This is a genomic window from Methanolobus zinderi (assembly GCF_013388255.1).
GTDB classification, from domain to species: Archaea; Halobacteriota; Methanosarcinia; order Methanosarcinales; family Methanosarcinaceae; genus Methanolobus; species Methanolobus zinderi.
This window is the reverse complement of the sequence record NZ_CP058215.1, coordinates 1,667,297-1,684,410: the sequence shown is the minus strand read 5'-3', so window position 1 is coordinate 1,684,410 and position 17,114 is coordinate 1,667,297. Positions and strand designations below refer to the sequence as shown.

Sequence of the window (17,114 nt, the reverse complement as noted above, 5' to 3'; positions counted from 1 at the left end):
TTAGAATCGGATATGAGATATAATAATCTTATGATTTAACTTTGCAGTCCGCAACTATATTTTAAGGGTTGGGATCTCCTGCATGTTTATTAAAAGAGAAGGAATTCCGTGCAGAGCTGCACGGAAAACCAGTTTTCAAACAGAGTTATTTCTTCTCTGGTGGCCAGTTCTTTTCCATCCATCCTGGAATCCTTCCGGAATCCGCAGGACCGATCAGCACATTGGCACCTGTGGCATCCTCAACATCACCCTGCAGGCGTGCTGCAAGTCCCGGGAGAACTATGGTGTTGTGTGATGTGTCCTTCTTCAGATCGAAACCGGATTCCTCGATTCCTTTCTTGATCTTATCGGCAGTGAGCTGTCCGCCTGCAACCGCTGCCTCCACACCGATACCTTCTGTATCTATCGCCCAGAGGTAACAGTCGATCTTATTGGATGATATGTCACTCTCTACAGTGTAGTATGTAAGAGCGAAGTTGGTTGTGACAAGTACAGGTGAATCCTTTGTTGGTTCCCCTACCTCATACATACCCGGATCAACAGTCACAGGCTTTCTCGGATCAGTGTAGATGGTGTCACGGATGTGCAACTCCGGCAGCATTGCATATGGCTCTGTGCTGTGGAGTATCATAATATCACCGTATTTTACAGTGAATACTGAAGCCACCACGGTTTCCCAGTAGGATGCACTTACGGGATCGTCATGTGCCATCCACGCTGTGAAAGGCACGGCCATGATCGGATATGCGATCTCGCGATCACCCTCGATACCGGCCCTGCGTACCTTGATAAAGTTGTTGAAGGTCTTTCTGAGACGCTCGCCTGTCGGGAATGTTCCGGGGTCGAGTACGAGTTTCTCTGTACCCATCTCGGCAAAGGTCTTTGCCATGGACTTGAGAAGATCAAGGTCATCAGGTGCAAAGAGTGTTACAGGTACATCATATTCCAGAACAAGGTCTGCAATTTCCTTCCAGTTGTCCTTGTTTGCTGCGTAAAGAAGTGGATTGATATCTTTGGCAACCTCAAGACCTGCTCTTAGCACTTCAGGATTGAATGAACAGAGAACAAGTGGCAGATCGGTTGTTTCCATAACCTTCTTGACGGCAGCGGCAAATTTTTTCGGGTCATCGGATGTGGAACGTATGGCTATCATATCCACTGTGAGGAAATTTCCGACATAGAACTTCTTGAAGTCCTGGATGTATTTCACTCTCTCCACAAGATCCTTCTCATCCATGGTGTCCCATACATCGTATGCGAGTGCGTTCTGGTTGAAGAATGTGAGCTTGTGTCTGTAGAGTACATCGTCTCCGCCGATCTTCACGACATTCTCACCGACACCTATCTCGACTTCCCTTATCTCGGGAGCAAGAAGTGCATCAAGTTCTTCATACTTCTTTTTGAACTTGTCCTCGAGGATTGGTGTACATTCTGTGAGGTCCTTTGACCTGTCGATAAGGTGCGCTGCAAAGGCCATACAGGTCTGCTCGCCACATTCGCCACAGTTTGTTCCTGGCAGGTACTTGTAAGCTTCAAGTGGGCTGTTGATCTTCATCTATTACACCTCCGCTCCGATCCAGTTGGTGATATCAATCTCTTCGGACTCGATGGAGCCGTAGAGTGTCTGTGTTATTTCCTTGAGCACCTGTACGGATGTCGGGTGCATCATCATGAACATATCGTTACCTGCAAGTGAGAGTGTAAGACCTGTGACGATCTCCCAGATCGGTCCACGGTACTCCCTTGGTCCCCAGTCAGAGTCCTGGTTGAGCGGGGATGAGACCATCCATGCCTCACGGGCACCCCATGCGTTGGTGGTACCGGATGACATCGGGAATGTGAGTTCGTCGTCGCCCATAAGACCTGCAAGTCTTATACGCTCCATGTTGGTGTACGCATAGTCAAGACCATATCCCAGCGCTGCTGTTGTCGGGTCCATGACCAGACTTTCCCTGGGCAGGTTGCACTGTTTCATAAGCTTCCTGTTGAGTTCCTTCTGGGCGTTGATCTCAAGCTGTGTCCAGGAAAGGACCACATGTCCGTAATCGATTGCAGCCTTTGCTATTCTCTCGTAGTCAAGGTTCAGGCTGGCTGATGCGAGCAGAACTCTTTCGCCCTCTGCAACCTCTGCAGCCTTCTCAAGTACCTCAGGGTCCTTGTCAGGGTTACCTGATCCTCCGATAACGATGGGTACGTCAACTGCCTGAAGTACGTCTTCAACTACCTTTGCAGCTTCCCTTGCGGGTGTATCATTGATAAGCGGGTCTGTTGATATGAGGTGAATTGTTACCATATCCGCATTGAACTCACGTACTGCCTTCTTTGCCCATTCGGCAGGGTCGTTCATAACATCTTCATAGTTGACCTTTACAGACTTTGCCATACCTATCGGCATGTCGAAAACGTCAAGTGTAACGTGGTTCCTGTGTGGCATCTCCGCATCGAAATAATACGGCAGTGCGTTCTCTCCACCTAGGGTAACAGTACTCTTCCTTGAGCCACCGTCTCCTGAACTTGCGCCAAGTGTAACTTCCTGGATCTGGTTCTTCCAGCTCTCTTCCTTTGTAACCTCGAATTTTGAAGCAAGGAGTTCCTGTATTCTCGGGGATGGCTGAAGTTCCTGTGGTGTCTCGGCCATTCCGAAAGCAGATGCGAACAATTGATCTGCAGGGAATCCCAGTATCCTTCCTATGTTTGCCATGTGCAGGGAAATCTGGGATATTTCTTGTCCCAGTGCATAGGCCAGTGCAGGATTAAGTCCTCCGCCTCCTGAGATGTTGAGTTCGATGTCACCTTCAATGGTCACACCTTCGAGTGACTCCACATCGAGGTCCTGCAACAGATCACTGATCTGTGATAATTTCATTTTCTTTGTCATGTGCATTCCACCTTATGATATTTTTACAAACCAAGTTTCTGAGCGATCTTCTCCACTTCCTGTACTGCAACAGATTCGTCCGGAAGATCAAATAATGGTTCCCCGGCAAGATCTCTTTCCACAATCATGTCGTCAACGGGGATCATTCCTATAAGTTCAAGACCGAGTTCTTCAGCAGTACCGGAGATCCTCTCACGGTTTGCATCTGTGACCTTGTTTGCAATAACGTAGATGTTAGATATATCTGTTTCAAGCTCACCAACAAGTTCCCGGATCCTCTCAGCAGTTCTCAGACCTCTGCGTGAGCCGTCGGTGACAACGATGAGGTCATCCACATTTCTGAATATCTTCCTGCTGAAATGTTCCAGCCCGGCCTCGGCATCTATAATGAGTACATCATAGTTGCTTACAAGCTTGTCCATGATTCCGCGAAGCAGGTTGTTGACATAACAGTAACAACCTGAACCTTCGGGTCTTCCCATGACCAGCAGGTCATATCCCGGCATCTCTTCAAGTATCTCATAGAGCTTTCCTTCGAGTATGGATTCCTTGTTGATGTCAGGCGGAAGGTTGTCACGCTCATCGTGCATGTATTCCTTGATATCGCCGATCGTCTTGCTGGTTTCGCATCCGAGTGTTTCCGGGAGGTTTGTATCGGGGTCCGCATCAACCGCAAGGACCACCTTGTCACCTCTTGTAAGGTGGCGAATGAGAAGACTGGTGGTTGCAGTCTTCCCTGTTCCGCCTTTACCTGTCACTGCAATAATCTTAGCCACAGAAAACCTCTCTTAGTCCTGCTTTTTAATGATTATCTTGTCGATGCTGACCTTGGCATTCTTCAATATAACCTTTACACCGCCGGATCCGCCGCCACCCATCATTGGCATGGTCGGGGTGAAGTTAGCAGGCATCTGCATCTGTGGAGCAGCGAATCCTCCCTGTGGAGCTGCTGCTTCAGTCTCTTCTTCCTCTTCAGGTGCTTCTTCCTCTTCTTCTACCCACCTTTCAAGTATGGGGTGGTCCTTGTTCTTGAGGAAGGTTCTGAGGCTGTCGACATCCGTTGCATCCTCTTCGGTTGCGATCTTGTCGCGGATGTCTTCCGGAATGTCGTTTGCTACCTTGTCCTTGAGCATCTTCGGCATCCATACGACCCTGTCCCAGCCACCATCGGACTGGATGAACTTTGGTGAACGGAAGTAGTTGACACCCACACCAAGGAAACCTACGACCTGCTTACCTCCGCCAGTCTGTCCTGCCATGGTTGAGAACTGCAGGCCGTTTGGTGCTGTTCCTGCGAAATCCCTGTCGATCCAGCCGATACCGTCAACCTCAGGAATATAGAATCCCACTACCTCGAAACATCCGCAGGATGTGTGTGGGTACTCGAAAAATGAATGCAACTTAATACGGTCATATTCACCGCTGGAGAGCCTCTTGGCAGCTTCATTGACACCGGTGTATTCTCCGGATTCGTCGTCAATGACATCTCCCTTTGGAATTGCGAACTGGGGACCTTCGGGGTCTACCTTTGCTGCCGCCCTGCCGTCAAACCAGTTGATAGCACCACAAAGTGATATCCTGTCAGGTGTGACAACACAGACGTTTGTAGGAGCGAATGATGCACAGAGGGTACATCCGTAGAATGTGTCGACATCTTCATCGTGAAGGTCACGGGTTCTGTCATCTCTTGCTTTGTAGACTGCTCTTGCGTTGTCAACTTCTTTCTCGATCTCGTCCATATCTGTGATATAGATGGCTTCCACGGACTCTATGAACGGAAGTTCGTTCTTGAAGAGCATCATGATTGCCTTTGCAACGGATTCGAAGGAAGTAAGACCTTTTTCCACTGCTTCCTTGCTGACCCTCATCCAGACGTCGTCTCTCTGGTTCAGGTGCATGAAACCCTGTATGTAGTTCTGGAATTCGTGGTTCCTTCTTTCCACAATGGACTCAAGGTCAGCTTCCACAAGCTCTCCTGCGATCTTGTAGATCATTGCAAGAGGATATCTGGAACCTTCTTCCATGTCCGAGATGTCAGGACCGATCAGTGTGAACTTACCGTCCTCGACCTCGTCCATCTCTGCTGCCCTTACAAGTTCGAATCCCTTGGATTTGGGACCTGCAAGTTCTGCGTACATACCGTCTTTTCTAATCCTCTCTCCTTCAAACATAGGAGATATCTCAAAAGGAAATTCATCTGCCATGATTAGTTCTCCGTATTGTAAGCATTCATTATAAGTTCTCTATAAATTCGTCAAGCGCTTCGATCTGAACCTCGGGTTTAATGTTTCCGAAAGACAATGTAGCATTCTGCATGAAATGTCTTTCAAGGGTGAGTGTCTTCAGATCGGTGAAGTTCTTGAGACCTGATAATACCTGGTCAAGATAATACTTCTTGTGTCCGAGGAATACTATAGTATCATATGGTCCTTTTCCGTCAAGGCCGCCCCACTTCTCATCTCCGAGGAAATGTGCCAGTGAGTGGACATTGATGTACTTTGCACCTATGTCCTTACCATTAAAAGCAGTTATGGAGTGTCCGGTTGCTGCAACCGGTACACCCTTCTTGGCAATCGCTACTATTCTGTCGGTGAGTTTCTCGTCACCGACGATCTCTGATCCTATTACAAGAAGTGGTCTCTTTGCCTTTGAGACCATCTTGCCTGCCACAGCAGGCTTGACAGGCTTTGCCGTTTTCCTGCCCCATGTGGTGTAGATCTGTGTGTTCTTGGTTGTTTCCACCATTTAGCATTCCCCCTTGCAGAGTCTCTTTACATTTGTAGGCTGGGCGGAAACATCCGCTTTCATGGTCGGTCCTGAAAGGATCTTCTTACGCTTCCAGTCGATCTCCCATCCATGATCCTTCTCAAGGATCTTGAGCAGCTCCTCACGCTTTGCAAGAGGCAGATCGGTCTCTGTCCTTACGAACTTGTACCAGTCCTCTGGCATGTGGCCAAGATACTTCTGGCTGAGCTCCATGTAATGGGTCAGCTTGATCATCCTTCCCATGCTATTGTCGGACGGGCGGATACAGTTCTTTGCAAGCATCGGGAAGAGTTCCTCGATTGATTCCGCGGTTGTGAGCAGGAATTCAGGTGAAGCCGGGATTGGCATCTCGGATCCGTCTCTTGCATCATAGACCTTCCATGCTTCCTCATCATATGGCTTACCAATGAGTGCTCTTCTGTATTTTGAACCGTGTGGTCCGACGATTACGGGAATTCCGAGCCTGTTACATCCGGATCCGATGGCAATCGCCTTCTGGGAATATGCTCCCCATGCGACACCTACGGCACCGATACGGTTTGTGATGTAGTCAGCGATCTCCTCGTAGTTACCGGAAACATTCCTCTGTGCAAAAATTGCAGCTACTTTGATGGCTGTTCCTGTTATGTGTGAGTTGGAGACACATGATCCTACATTTATGAGGTTTCCTGCAAGGAACTTGGCGGGATATTTCTCATAGAGGGTTTCACCGTCGTCGTTCTTGTACATGCCGAGGTCCATTGCGGAGCATCCGGACATTACAACGATATAGTTCCTCTTGAGCATCTCGTCTGCTACCTTGTAGAGGTCCTTTGTACCGCCAGGATAGTTGGAACATCCGACCATTGCGATGATACCGGGTGTTGTTCCGAGTACGAGGTTGACACCTTCCTCACGGATCTCAGGATCACTGATCTGACCTCTTCCGGCACGCACAAGTCCCCTCTCCTCACCGATAAGTTTCCTGGATGCCTGTTCGATCATGTTGAGAACAGGTAGGTCCTTCGGACATGCCTGGTCACATCTTCCACATCCGACACACAGGTCATGCAGGTACTCGAACTGTGTGAAGTCGCTGGCAGCACCTGCCGTCATGGCTGACATGATCGGAAGGTTTGCGGGACAGTCCAGTTCACATGCGCCACACTGGACACATTTTGCCGAAAGTTCCTGAAGCTCCTCGTCGCTTGGAAGTGCCTTGATACCCTTCTCATCACGTATCTTTGCCATTTTCATGGTGAGCTCAGGGGCAACCTCTCCAAGCGTATCGAAGTCAAGGATAAGTGCTCCGGGTTCCTTTCCGCTTGAAAGGTCTTCTATAATATCTGCGGCACTGTCATTTGACCTGTTCTTCAGGCCGTACATGATCTTCTCATTTGTAGTGATAACAGGGATTGAGAGCTTCTGTGCTTCATCAAGGACATCGGCCCTGACACACTGCTCGTCAACAACGATCACATCAGGAACACCTGATCTTATCATCTTGAGTTCCTTTGCAAGTGTACCGATGACCTTGGCTCTTGGCTCGCCGCCATTCTCAACCTGATAACGTGTCATGTCAATAGCAGTACAGCAGAGACCGCCAAGCTCTATCTTGTCTTCGAGTCCGTGTTCATGGATGTAGTCCATGATATAGGTCACACCGGATACGTTGTGTCCGATAACAAGGAGTACCGGCTTGCTAGCATCGATGCATCCCATTCCTATCTCCACAAGTGGTGTGTCTGTTTCTGCCTTTGGCATTCCGAGACATGACATCTGGGCAAGGTCGGATACTTCCATACCAACGTGGTCAAGCATTCCGCCGTGAAGGATCTTTGATTCAAAGTCAATGGCTGCTCCTTCCTGTCCTGCATGTATGGTAGCAAGCAGCTGGTTGACCTGCTCTTCTACATAGTCCATAACCTCTTCCAGGTCTCCAAGGGTTTCGGGTTTGATGCCTGTTACTGCCTGGGTGTTCGGTGCAATGAGGTTTGAAGGACCAACATCTATTGGCTTGTCGCGTCCGTATTTATCAATAAGATGATGAAGTATGTGGCGTCCGTGTGCTGAGTGGGCTGCTGTACCGGTGATTACCCTGAGAAGTGTCTCACGTGCCTGGTGTGCTTCCATGTTGATACCACAGGCACCTTCCTTGTTACCGGTCAGGTCACATTTACCAAAGGTACAGTAACAACACTGGTCACATACCGGGGTGTAAACCGGCTGGTAGCGGGAAAGTATCTTGTAGTCCCAGTCTCTGAGGCCGGAGATCCCGGGCTTTGGAGTAGGACCAAGGTCAATGCCTTCTTCCTCCGCTTTTTTCTCTATGGCACCTACTATTTTGCCGATTGTGATCTGGACATTTTCCAGATCATCAATGGAAATCTGTCCAGTTGGTGTATCGCTCATTTTGTATCTTATCCTCCTTTAGGTGTATTACTAAAAAACAAAATCGTATTAAGAAGTCTTATTTTCTTTTCAAGCCGTAATAAATTTGAAACTGTATTCCGGGTGTTCTAATACAACAATCCCATATAAAAAAGTTTCCGGATTTATCACGATTATATGTGATAGAGTTTTATAGTTCCACATATGGAAAAAAATATATGTCAATGGTTTTTTTGGTAGAAATGTGATAAGCAATTTTCACATATAAGCTTTCCTATATCTTTAATGATTATTCTTGATAATACATGACACACAGGCTGTTCCCCGGAAATAGTTTTATTTGATGCGAACCTTATTGGGACTGAATATTTTAACACGGTGAATGTTTTGGACAAAAAATGCTGGATATGCGGCAGGGAAGAATACATCCCTTTCCAATGCCGCTTTTGTGGGAAAGTGTTCTGCTCCCGACACCGACTCCCGGAACAACATGCATGTGAAGGCCTGGAGTTTGTAAAGGAACGCGGCTCTCCCGGTAGAAATGCCAATACCCGCACCATGCCTGAGGCAGACGATGTTCTCAAGGATATGTTCAAGGATACTGCAAAGTATGCTGCGAAAAGTGCAGTAAGGGGTGTAGGGTCCAATATAAAGTATTCAATGAAAAGCAGCCCTTCAATGGCTATAATAGTTATCTGTGTAATATCATTTATATTGCAGGTGATACCTGGCTACTTTGAGGCTCTGATGCTGGTTCCCGGTATGGTATTTGCCCGTCCCTGGACGCTGATCACTCATATGTTCCTGCATGTGGGCTTCTTCCATCTCTTCTTCAACATGCTGGTCCTCTTCTTCTTCGGACCCGAACTTGAAAGAAGAGCGGGTAAAGGTGCGTTCCTGGGTGTGTTCTTTGCATCGGGTATAATAGCGGCTCTTGGTTATTCCCTCACGAGCAGTGAACCTGTTGTGGGGGCTAGCGGTGCCATACTTGGTGTGTTTGCCGCACTTGCGGTGATAGCTCCTGAAATAAAGGTATATGTATATTTCATTCCCATGAAGATATGGCATGCTCTGGTGCTCTTTGCGCTGGTTGATTTCCTATTCCTGGGATCAAACGACATGGTTGCACATACTGCTCACCTGTTTGGTATTGTGGTGGGCCTGTTCATGGGCTACAGGATACGCCAGCAGAATAAGAGAAATATATGGAACAATCCTAATAGCTACTATAGAAGGTGATTGCTCCTGTCTGAGAAGGATATAAGCCATCTCAAACGTTTTTTTCCGCGACCAAAGGAGAATGAGGAGATTCCGGTCCATTTAATTGATATGCAGAAAAAACTTGCAGGCTGGTCTCCGGGTCTGAAGCGCTCGGTCTATGTGGATGATTTCAAGGATACAGAGGACCTTAAAAGGGTACGGGAGGTAACCGTGCTCAGAGTCTACAACTGGTTATCCGACGGGGAGAGCCTTATAGAGCTGTCCGAGATGGAGAGGTCCCAGTTTGAGGAGGTAGTGGATATGTTTATAAAACATGGCGGTGAAATCCGTTACACCAGAATTAAGAATGGCGGGAGACTGGTTAACTATTTCAGGCTGGAAAAGGATTCTGTTCCTGAAGTTAGTGTGAAGGAAAAACTACTTGCAGATATTCTGTAAGACGGACAGAGTTTGCATTTATGTAAACTTTTAGTAAGGATTATATGCTATCATTGTCAAACATTTACACGTTATTATATTGTCTATAGTAAATATATAGCATGTGTAATTGCAACTTCAGGGTTGCGTGTAAGCATTATAACAGTTATTATCATTATAGAGAGGTATCATGGCCAACGTTAAAACCGGACTGAACTCCATTGTCAAGTACCTTAGTACAAAGAAGGAAACTGGCAGACGCAGCATAGGCCTGCTTGTTGACGGTCCGAATGTACTCCGTAAAGAGTTCAATGTGAATCTCGAAGAGATAAGGGATGTTCTTAAAGAATACGGAAATGTAAAGATCGGCAGGGTTTTTTTGAATCAATATGCATCGGATAAACTTGTCGAAGCCATTGAGAACAATGGTTTTGAGCCGATCATATGTTCAAGTGATGTGGATGTCCGGCTTGCGGTGGAAGGAATGGAACTTGTGTGCAATCCCACCATTGACACTCTGGCACTGGTGACACGGGATGCGGATTTCAAGCCACTGCTGAACAAGGCGAACGAACACGGCAAAGAGACCATCATATTCGGTGTGGAGCCCGGATTCTCAACAGCATTGCGAAATTCTGCGGATTATGTGATAGTCCTTGAGAACGATCAGATGAACTATTACGAAGAATATCTCACAGAAAGCAAAAGTCGGGATGAGGATATCGATGATGACATCGTTCCCGGATCGCGCAGAAAAAAAGATGCTATGATGGATTACTAGTTCCGGGAAAGGTCCGCAACCATTTCATCAAGCCTGGACGGGGGTATTCCCTTCTTTGCTTCCGTACAGTTCTTTATTTTGTCGAGCAGTACACAGAGTTGCTCTTTTTCGAGTTCATAACCCATACTTTTTACAATACCCTTCAGAGCCTTCATTCCCGTATGTTTGCCTACTATGAGGTGGCGCTCTCCTCCGACCATTTCCGGACTGAAGAGCTCATAGGTCCTGGGTTCTTCAAGGATTGCACACACATGTATGCCGGACTCATGTGAGAATGTATGCTCGCCCACGATGGCCTTGTTAATTGCAGGTTTGATTCCAGAGAATTCGTTGACCATCTTTGAGAGTTTCGTCAGTCTGGTAGTATCGTATCTTTCGATGCCGTACTGGACCCTCAGTGCAACAAGCAGTTCCTCAAGGGATGCATTGCCTGCCCTCTCACCGATCGCATTGACTGTGGTATGGAGCTGTTTTGCACCTGCTTCCGCGGCAGCCAGTGTGTTTGCGGTGGCAAGTCCGAGATCGTTGTGACAGTGTATACATATCGGAGTGTGCACCACTTTTTTGATCTCGCTCACAAGATAATATGCTGTGCTCGGATTGAGTATACCGATAGTGTCTGCGATACTCACATAATCCACCTTATAATCCTCTGCGGCAACAAAAGCTTTCTTCAGGACATCAACATCGGTCCTTGTACCATCTTCCGCAGCAAACCTTACACCAACTCCATGATCCTTGGCATACTCAATAGCGCTCATTGCGGACGTGAACATCTCGTCGTAGCTTTTGTGATATTTGTGCTTGAGATGGAGATCTGACATAGCGATGAAAATACTGATAAAATCAACATCACAATCAACCGCTGTCTCCACATCACTGATCTTTGAGCGTGCAAGACAGCATGTCTTTGCATTGAGTCCCATATTGGAGATTTCTTTGACAATATCTTTTTCAGCAGGTGACACCACCGGGAACCCGGCTTCGATAATCTCAACCCCTACATTGTCGAGTTCAGTTGCAAGTGCTATCTTCTCATCTCTTGTGAACACAACTCCGGGTGTCTGCTCACCATCTCTCAGGGTGACATCACATATTTCGATATCAAGTGGTGGCAGGTTAAGATAATCGATGAGTTTGTTCCTTGAATAAGCTTCGACTTCTGACATATTCTCAATTCCTGTAGACGACGAAATCCCCAATACTGAATATAAATTTTAGGTTTTTTAGCCTTCTTTTCCGTTAAAAGCCTGTCGCCAAACAGTAATCTTTATTTAGGAAGTAAAAGGCAGCTGACTGCAAGTTCCGGTCAGAATTGAGGAATTCAAGCATTTATGTCCGGTTGCGCCCTGACCCGGCCATCTATGAAAGTTTGCTCTGGACCTTTTCGTAAAAACCATTGATTGAACTGCTGACAAATCTTGCAGGATTCTGTGCTTTGGTAAGAACGACCCTGTCACTGGCCTTGATGTTGTAAGAGTGCTGACCATCGATTACGATGGCAGCTTCCTTTTCGGGAATTAACATTTCCACCGATATCCTGCTGCTTGCAGGTACGACCCACGGGCGTGCTGAAAGCTTGAACGGTGCAAGGGGTACGATCAATGATGCATCGACCCTGGGATCAACTATTGGTCCGCCCGCACTCATCGCATAGGCTGTGGATCCTGTAGGGGTTGCGAAAACAACACCATCGGCACGCAGTTCCTCGATCATTGAGTCATCCACGGATACCCTGAAGGTAAGTATCTTTGCAGGTCTTGCGGTGATAAGCACAACCTCGTTGGTTGCAGGAAGCAGCGCTCTCCCATTAAGATAAACTCCGAGCCTGCTGCGTTCTGTGTAGGTAAACCCTTTCAGTACATCGTTTATGGCTGTGAGGGCATCCTCCGGCTGTACATCAACAAGGAAACCCAGGGTTCCCAGGTTGATCCCAAGGGTGGGCAGAGGGTCTTCCATCTTGGAAATGCTGCGAAGTACTGTACCGTCGCCTCCCACGGACACAATGAGCTCCACACCCGCATCACGCATATCTTCCACAGGCATGCACTTATCATCTATATCAAGGTGCTGTGCGGTTCCCGGGGACAGGACGATGTCGACTTTGTCCTCAAAAGCCTCCATGATATTTTTGACCATATCCAGGGCTTCCTGGTTATCAAAGCGTGATACAATGCCTATCTTTTCAACCCTCATCTTAATCTTCCTTTGAAATGTTTAATATTGTTTCGTGCACATGTCCGTTGGAAGCTACCATGTATACTCTGTTAAGGATACTGTCTTCAAGCTCAAGAGGCTCACCAAGGCTGTCGGTAACTTTTCCTCCTGCCTCTTCGACCATCAGCTTTCCTGCAGCTACGTCCGTCAAACGCAGGGATCCCCTGACATCGACAAATGCGTCAAACTTCCCGGCTGCGACATAACAAAGTTCAAGTGCAACGCTTCCCAGGACCCTGATTCTTCTGACATTCCTGCAAAGTATAGCGGTTGCTTCTATGTGGGGCCTGTAACCATAGACACTTATACATAACTTGTTAATTTCTTCTCTACCGGATATTTGTATTCTCTGATTATTTAGGAATGCCCCTTTCCCCCTCACAGCATGGAATGTATCTCCTGTTGCGAGGTTTCTGACATATCCGAAACATATGTCCTTCGGACCGTTGGTTGATATTGCAAGGGATATGCTGTAGAAGGGAATCCCGAAGGATGCATTGTAGGTTCCGTCTATGGGGTCAACGATTATGGTGAATTCAGGATAACTGCCTATTAGTTTCTCGCCGCATTCCTCACTGAGTACCCTGACAGACCGTCCTTCCTTTTCAAGCACATCCAGTATAACTTTCTCGGATATGTCATCTATCAGCTTAGTGGGAGTACCGTCGGCACCCATATACACCACGTCATTTGCATTGAAGGTCCCGACAATATCCTTTATTCTTTCATAGACAGCATCCGCTATCCTGTTACTGAGTTCAAGAAAGTAACCATTTTGCGGCATAAAAAAAGTATGGGTATCAGATACCCATTGTCTTGTTTGTCTTTGCTATGGATTTTGCGCCATCGCTCTCAAGTTCCATCATGGCACGGATAGCATCGACATTGTCAGGAATCACGATTGATTCCTGGTGGATTCCCTGGAAGAAGTAGAGTTCGCCTTCATACATGGTGACTGAATCCTTCCAGACACAGTTCTCCCACATGTCTCCTCTTGGACGTCCGAGGTCTCTGCCAAGCTCCATTATTTCAGCAGTTGAGCCAATTCCTTTTTCGATGAGCATTATACGGGACTGCTTCTCGAACAGTTCCTTCACATCATCCGTACTGCAATCCTTTTCAAGCTCCATGTTCACCGTGTGCACGTGCATCAATGTTGTCGGAAGCTTGACTGCGGTGGTTGCAATGTCTATGTGTGGCATAACGGTCTTGATGTCCGGACCGTGGTGTGATGGCAGGGTTATAGGGTTTGGTACGATCGCGTTGATCGGTCCCTTCTTAACATCATTGGGGTCCGCTGCCCTTCTCATAAGTGTGACCCTGACCTTCTTTACTCCATATTCCTGGTCCACAGGGTAGATCACCCTGGAAAGACCTGTTGTGTTACAGGAGACGACCCTTACGAAGTCTTCACCAAGAGCTTCTTCGTAGTTGGCGGATGCGTTGAATGAAACACCTGCAAGCTCGTGGTCCTCGCCACCCTGCCAGATAGCCTTGACCCCTGCCTTCTCATAGAGTGGTTTGTTCTTCTCCCCTATGCCACCGGGAGTACAGTCCACAACAATATCCGCACTCTCCACCATGTCTTCAACGGTACCTGCGGCAGATATTCCGCCCTTTTTCATTGAATCCACCTTTTCTGCAGGTGCGTATACCGCATAGCCCTTGTCGACTGCGATGGATGCTTCGAAGTTAGGCCTGGTCTTGGAAACTCCTACTATTTCCATGTCATCCTGCAGGCTGACAGCATCTGCCACTCTTTTACCTATTGTACCGTAACCGTTTATCGCGACTTTTACCTTTGACATCTATTGTCCCTTCCGTTTGATCTGAAATTCCGATTGCCGTTTGAATGAAAACAATACAGGATCAGTAAACCAATTTACAAACTTTTTCGTCCTGTATACTATTTTCCAAGTATTATAGTTTCCCCTTTCGAAAAATCGACCTCTTTTATTGAACCCTCTACGGTCTCTTTTTCTCCGAGCATACCATAAAGCAGGATAGAATCCCCCTCCACAACCATCTTTGTGACGGATTCCATAACAGTTTTACGCTCATCTCCCTTTACCAGTATCGCATTTAATTCACACATTCTATCTTTCTCCTTTTTATTCAAGTAACTTGGCTACCGAGCAGCCCATCGGAGCGCCTATATCTTCCCCCACAGGATCGCACTTTACCTTTAACATATAGACTATGGGCCTATAATTTTCTTCTGACAGAGTTTCGTAATTGGCCATTCCTTTGCTGATTATAAGTGAGGCATTATCAAGAGCTTCTTTAAGTTCTTCCGGGGCTTCGTCAAAACATACACCTATTGCGTTGGAACCCGTTGTAAGAACCCTGTCAACCTTATCTTCAATACCGAACTGTTCTATCTCTTCCATTGTTACATCATTGAGTATGGGGGCACCGCGAACTACAAGAGTTATTTTCCCGCCCATTTTTCTTATCATTTCAAAGACAAGTGTATCGATCAGTATCTCCCCACAGTTGTCGGCCAAGTAAAGCACATTATCCAGTTTGTCCAGCATCCTGTCGGTGTCGTCTATATCCAGCCCGCGTTTGAAGTGTTCCCTGAAGGTCTCATCAAACACATCTATGGGTACCTCAAGTCCCATTACTCCGTAATCGAAGTAATTGCCTATGACAGCTGCCAGTACCGCACGCTTGAACGTGGCAATATCATCTCCGTCCCCGTCGAATACATATGAGCGTATTGTGGGAAGGAACCTCTCTGCAACTTTGCTGCTCAGCTCTTTCTTTTCCCGGTAGGGATCATTGTCGTTGAGTATCTCATATGCTTTTCTGTGCATGGGAGTTGAGAGGGCAGCAGCGGGCATATCTGGGGTGTAGATGCTATTGAGAACTTCTATGCCTCCTCTTACCGCTTCGTGCATGAGCTCAACATCATCGGTTGACAGTTCCGCTTCCATATGTACTCTTGAGAGCAGGCAGTATGTGCATCGTGGGTGAACTTTCATTGATCAATTCCTCTTAAGCTGTGAAGGTATCCTGTGAAATACATAAACGTTTACCTGCTAATATCCGAAAAACTAAAAAAGCTTTGTGTGTACATTTATCTAGTTTAGTGGCTTATCATAAAATAACCATAAAAAACTATTTTCCGGAAAATTTGATATGAAACTGAAGACCGAACAGGGTCGCTATATAATACTGGGCAGCATAGACGGTATTCTTGCTGTTCTGGGAGTCGTTATCGGAACAACCCATGTATCGGACGACCCTTCAATCGTCATTAATGCTGCACTGGGCGGCGCCGTAGCACTTGCACTGACTAACGGTGTGGGTTCCTATCTTGCGGAAAGTGCCGTTGAGTATGGCAGACTTGCAGAACTGGAAAAGCCCCTGATGAGAAGTCTGGGACGCACCAAACTGGAACAGGAGACCAAAAGTAAGATCTGGAGTGATTCGTTCTTCCACGGCGGTGCCAGTTTTGCAGGCTCACTTGTGCCTATTCTGCCTTTTGTGTTCCTGGATGCCTACCAGCTTGAAACTGCTATCATCTTCAGTATAATTGTGCTGTCGATACTGGGTGTATTCTCAGGAAAGCTTGCAAGGCAGAGCCTTATCCTTCATTCGGTCCGCATGGTGGGCCTTGGGATCCTGATCGTTGCGGCGGTTACCTTGCTCGGACTGGAATAATTCCTTGATGATTTTTTAACTGTTATTTTATTTTCTTATGCATAATTTAGTTTAGAAAGTTTTATATGCGGATAACTTTTTTTATGTTTAATCTAGAAAGGTGGTATTGTAAATGAAAAAAATATGTTATGTTTTGAAGTTAACCGTAGCATTGCTTGTCGTTGGCCTGCTTGTCAGCAGCGCCGGAGCAGTTGAGTATAAAAGTGTCGAATTTCCTGAAGGTGACTCTTCATTTGCCGATGAGGTAATCTCATATGATTTAAGGGGCGGCGCCACTGGCGGGGACCCCGGGAATGCTCTTTCTTCTCCTGACAATGAATATGTAGCTCTGGGATCAGGTGGTTCCGTTACCTTGAAATTCACGAATAATCTCCTGATAGCTTCAGGAGACGACAATCCTGATCTGTGTATATTCGAATACGGCTCCTCCTCAAAAGAAAAAGTAGAGGTATTCATCAGTAAGGATAATGAGAACTGGATAAAGGTTGGAGAAGCCAACAAGAAAACGCTCATAGATATAGACACAGTATCCGATGTCAATATCAATACAGGTTATACTTATGTGAGGCTTGTTGACATGGGCAGTACACGCTCCGGAAAATCGTATGAAGGTGCTGATATCGATGCTGTGGGTGCCATAAGCTCTGCAATGCCGGCTGAGAACTTACCGGAGAGTATTCCTGAGTTTCCCACTATTGCCATACCAGTATTAGTTATAGTCGGGCTGGCATTCGTAGTCAGGAGGAACAGATAAGCTTGAACACATAACTGCTATCTGGTTCCCTCAGGAGCCAT

General features: G+C 46.8%; 17 protein-coding genes. 5 read left to right on the top strand and 12 right to left on the bottom strand.

What is annotated here, in order from left to right; translation table 11 throughout:
• Window positions 1-145 precede the first annotated feature (145 nt).
• The 6 genes from acsC to cdhA are packed head-to-tail and all read right to left on the bottom strand — an operon-like array spanning window position 146 to window position 8,035.
• Window positions 146-1,555 carry an acetyl-CoA decarbonylase/synthase complex subunit gamma gene (gene acsC / locus HWN40_RS08250; protein WP_176965287.1) on the bottom strand — a complete coding sequence of 470 codons (1,410 nt, stop codon included), beginning with the start codon at window positions 1,553-1,555 and terminating at the stop codon, window positions 146-148.
• A 3-nt stretch (window positions 1,556-1,558) separates the two neighbouring features.
• On the bottom strand, window positions 1,559-2,878 hold the full coding sequence (cdhD, locus tag HWN40_RS08245; protein ID WP_176965286.1) for a CO dehydrogenase/acetyl-CoA synthase subunit delta: 1,320 nt from the start codon (window positions 2,876-2,878) through the stop codon (window positions 1,559-1,561).
• 23 nt (window positions 2,879-2,901) lie between these two features.
• A complete protein-coding gene (locus tag HWN40_RS08240) occupies window positions 2,902-3,654 on the bottom strand; it encodes an ATP-binding protein (protein WP_176965285.1) in 753 nt (250 codons plus the stop codon).
• 12 nt (window positions 3,655-3,666) lie between these two features.
• Window positions 3,667-5,082 (bottom strand): CO dehydrogenase/CO-methylating acetyl-CoA synthase complex subunit beta, encoded by a 1,416-nt coding sequence (gene cdhC, locus HWN40_RS08235; protein WP_176965284.1) that lies wholly within the window; start codon window positions 5,080-5,082, stop codon window positions 3,667-3,669.
• Window positions 5,083-5,110: 28 nt separating this feature from the next.
• On the bottom strand, window positions 5,111-5,623 hold the full coding sequence (gene cdhB, locus HWN40_RS08230) for a CO dehydrogenase/acetyl-CoA synthase complex subunit epsilon (RefSeq protein ID WP_176965283.1): 513 nt from the start codon (window positions 5,621-5,623) through the stop codon (window positions 5,111-5,113).
• Window positions 5,624-8,035, bottom strand: coding sequence for a CO dehydrogenase/acetyl-CoA synthase complex subunit alpha (gene cdhA / locus HWN40_RS08225; protein ID WP_176965282.1), 2,412 nt, complete (start codon window positions 8,033-8,035; stop codon window positions 5,624-5,626).
• A gap of 357 nt (window positions 8,036-8,392) precedes the next feature.
• Here cdhA and HWN40_RS08220 point away from each other — a divergent pair, with 357 nt between their 5' ends.
• The 3 genes from HWN40_RS08220 (at window position 8,393) to HWN40_RS08210 (ending at window position 10,433) form a co-directional block, all read left to right on the top strand.
• Window positions 8,393-9,253 (top strand): rhomboid family intramembrane serine protease, encoded by an 861-nt coding sequence (locus tag HWN40_RS08220; RefSeq protein WP_246275875.1) that lies wholly within the window; start codon window positions 8,393-8,395, stop codon window positions 9,251-9,253.
• A 90-nt stretch (window positions 9,254-9,343) separates the two neighbouring features.
• Window positions 9,344-9,673: a hypothetical protein gene (locus HWN40_RS08215; RefSeq protein ID WP_246275874.1), complete on the top strand. Its 330-nt coding sequence runs from the start codon at window positions 9,344-9,346 to the stop codon at window positions 9,671-9,673.
• A gap of 169 nt (window positions 9,674-9,842) precedes the next feature.
• Window positions 9,843-10,433: a TIGR00288 family NYN domain-containing protein gene (locus HWN40_RS08210; protein ID WP_176965280.1), complete on the top strand. Its 591-nt coding sequence runs from the start codon at window positions 9,843-9,845 to the stop codon at window positions 10,431-10,433.
• Here HWN40_RS08210 and HWN40_RS08205 read toward each other — a convergent pair.
• The 6 genes from HWN40_RS08205 to HWN40_RS08180 form a co-directional block, all read right to left on the bottom strand.
• On the bottom strand, window positions 10,430-11,602 hold the full coding sequence (locus tag HWN40_RS08205; RefSeq protein ID WP_176965279.1) for a homocitrate synthase family protein: 1,173 nt from the start codon (window positions 11,600-11,602) through the stop codon (window positions 10,430-10,432). The two genes, HWN40_RS08210 and HWN40_RS08205, sit on opposite strands and share 4 nt — an antisense overlap.
• Before the next feature lie 193 nt (window positions 11,603-11,795).
• Window positions 11,796-12,629, bottom strand: a complete 834-nt coding sequence (locus tag HWN40_RS08200) for an NAD(+)/NADH kinase (protein WP_176965278.1) — start codon at window positions 12,627-12,629, stop codon at window positions 11,796-11,798.
• A 1-nt stretch (window position 12,630) separates the two neighbouring features.
• Window positions 12,631-13,434 (bottom strand): bifunctional fructose-bisphosphatase/inositol-phosphate phosphatase, encoded by an 804-nt coding sequence (locus tag HWN40_RS08195; protein ID WP_176965277.1) that lies wholly within the window; start codon window positions 13,432-13,434, stop codon window positions 12,631-12,633.
• Between the two features lie 16 nt (window positions 13,435-13,450).
• Complete coding sequence (locus tag HWN40_RS08190) at window positions 13,451-14,458, bottom strand: type II glyceraldehyde-3-phosphate dehydrogenase (protein ID WP_176965276.1); 1,008 nt, start codon at window positions 14,456-14,458, stop codon at window positions 13,451-13,453.
• Window positions 14,459-14,556: 98 nt separating this feature from the next.
• Entirely contained in the window at window positions 14,557-14,745 is a 189-nt protein-coding gene (locus HWN40_RS08185) for a CooT family nickel-binding protein (protein WP_176965275.1), read from the bottom strand.
• A 16-nt stretch (window positions 14,746-14,761) separates the two neighbouring features.
• Window positions 14,762-15,637 carry a damage-control phosphatase ARMT1 family protein gene (locus HWN40_RS08180; RefSeq protein WP_176965274.1) on the bottom strand — a complete coding sequence of 292 codons (876 nt, stop codon included), beginning with the start codon at window positions 15,635-15,637 and terminating at the stop codon, window positions 14,762-14,764.
• A 157-nt stretch (window positions 15,638-15,794) separates the two neighbouring features.
• Here HWN40_RS08180 and HWN40_RS08175 point away from each other — a divergent pair, with 157 nt between their 5' ends.
• Together HWN40_RS08175 and HWN40_RS08170 are read left to right on the top strand one after the other, a co-directional pair.
• Window positions 15,795-16,319, top strand: coding sequence for a VIT1/CCC1 transporter family protein (locus tag HWN40_RS08175; RefSeq protein ID WP_176965273.1), 525 nt, complete (start codon window positions 15,795-15,797; stop codon window positions 16,317-16,319).
• Between the two features lie 112 nt (window positions 16,320-16,431).
• Window positions 16,432-17,073, top strand: coding sequence for a PEF-CTERM sorting domain-containing protein (locus HWN40_RS08170; RefSeq protein WP_176965272.1), 642 nt, complete (start codon window positions 16,432-16,434; stop codon window positions 17,071-17,073).
• The last annotated feature ends 41 nt before the right edge of the window (window positions 17,074-17,114 follow it).

What these genes read in the sequence shown, in the direction of transcription:
- acsC (WP_176965287.1), bottom strand. Translation starts at nt 1,555, where the DNA reads ATGAAGATCAACAGCCCACTTGAAGCTTACAAGTACCTGCCAGGAACA.
- cdhD (WP_176965286.1), bottom strand. Translation starts at nt 2,878, where the DNA reads ATGACAAAGAAAATGAAATTATCACAGATCAGTGATCTGTTGCAGGAC.
- cdhC (WP_176965284.1), bottom strand. Translation starts at nt 5,082, where the DNA reads ATGGCAGATGAATTTCCTTTTGAGATATCTCCTATGTTTGAAGGAGAG.
- cdhB (WP_176965283.1), bottom strand. Translation starts at nt 5,623, where the DNA reads ATGGTGGAAACAACCAAGAACACACAGATCTACACCACATGGGGCAGG.
- cdhA (WP_176965282.1), bottom strand. Translation starts at nt 8,035, where the DNA reads ATGAGCGATACACCAACTGGACAGATTTCCATTGATGATCTGGAAAAT.
- HWN40_RS08215 (WP_246275874.1), top strand. Translation starts at nt 9,344, where the DNA reads ATGCAGAAAAAACTTGCAGGCTGGTCTCCGGGTCTGAAGCGCTCGGTC.
- HWN40_RS08210 (WP_176965280.1), top strand. Translation starts at nt 9,843, where the DNA reads ATGGCCAACGTTAAAACCGGACTGAACTCCATTGTCAAGTACCTTAGT.
- HWN40_RS08205 (WP_176965279.1), bottom strand. Translation starts at nt 11,602, where the DNA reads ATGTCAGAAGTCGAAGCTTATTCAAGGAACAAACTCATCGATTATCTT.
- HWN40_RS08200 (WP_176965278.1), bottom strand. Translation starts at nt 12,629, where the DNA reads ATGAGGGTTGAAAAGATAGGCATTGTATCACGCTTTGATAACCAGGAA.
- HWN40_RS08195 (WP_176965277.1), bottom strand. Translation starts at nt 13,434, where the DNA reads ATGCCGCAAAATGGTTACTTTCTTGAACTCAGTAACAGGATAGCGGAT.
- HWN40_RS08190 (WP_176965276.1), bottom strand. Translation starts at nt 14,458, where the DNA reads ATGTCAAAGGTAAAAGTCGCGATAAACGGTTACGGTACAATAGGTAAA.
- HWN40_RS08185 (WP_176965275.1), bottom strand. Translation starts at nt 14,745, where the DNA reads ATGTGTGAATTAAATGCGATACTGGTAAAGGGAGATGAGCGTAAAACT.
- HWN40_RS08180 (WP_176965274.1), bottom strand. Translation starts at nt 15,637, where the DNA reads ATGAAAGTTCACCCACGATGCACATACTGCCTGCTCTCAAGAGTACAT.
- HWN40_RS08175 (WP_176965273.1), top strand. Translation starts at nt 15,795, where the DNA reads ATGAAACTGAAGACCGAACAGGGTCGCTATATAATACTGGGCAGCATA.
- HWN40_RS08170 (WP_176965272.1), top strand. Translation starts at nt 16,432, where the DNA reads ATGAAAAAAATATGTTATGTTTTGAAGTTAACCGTAGCATTGCTTGTC.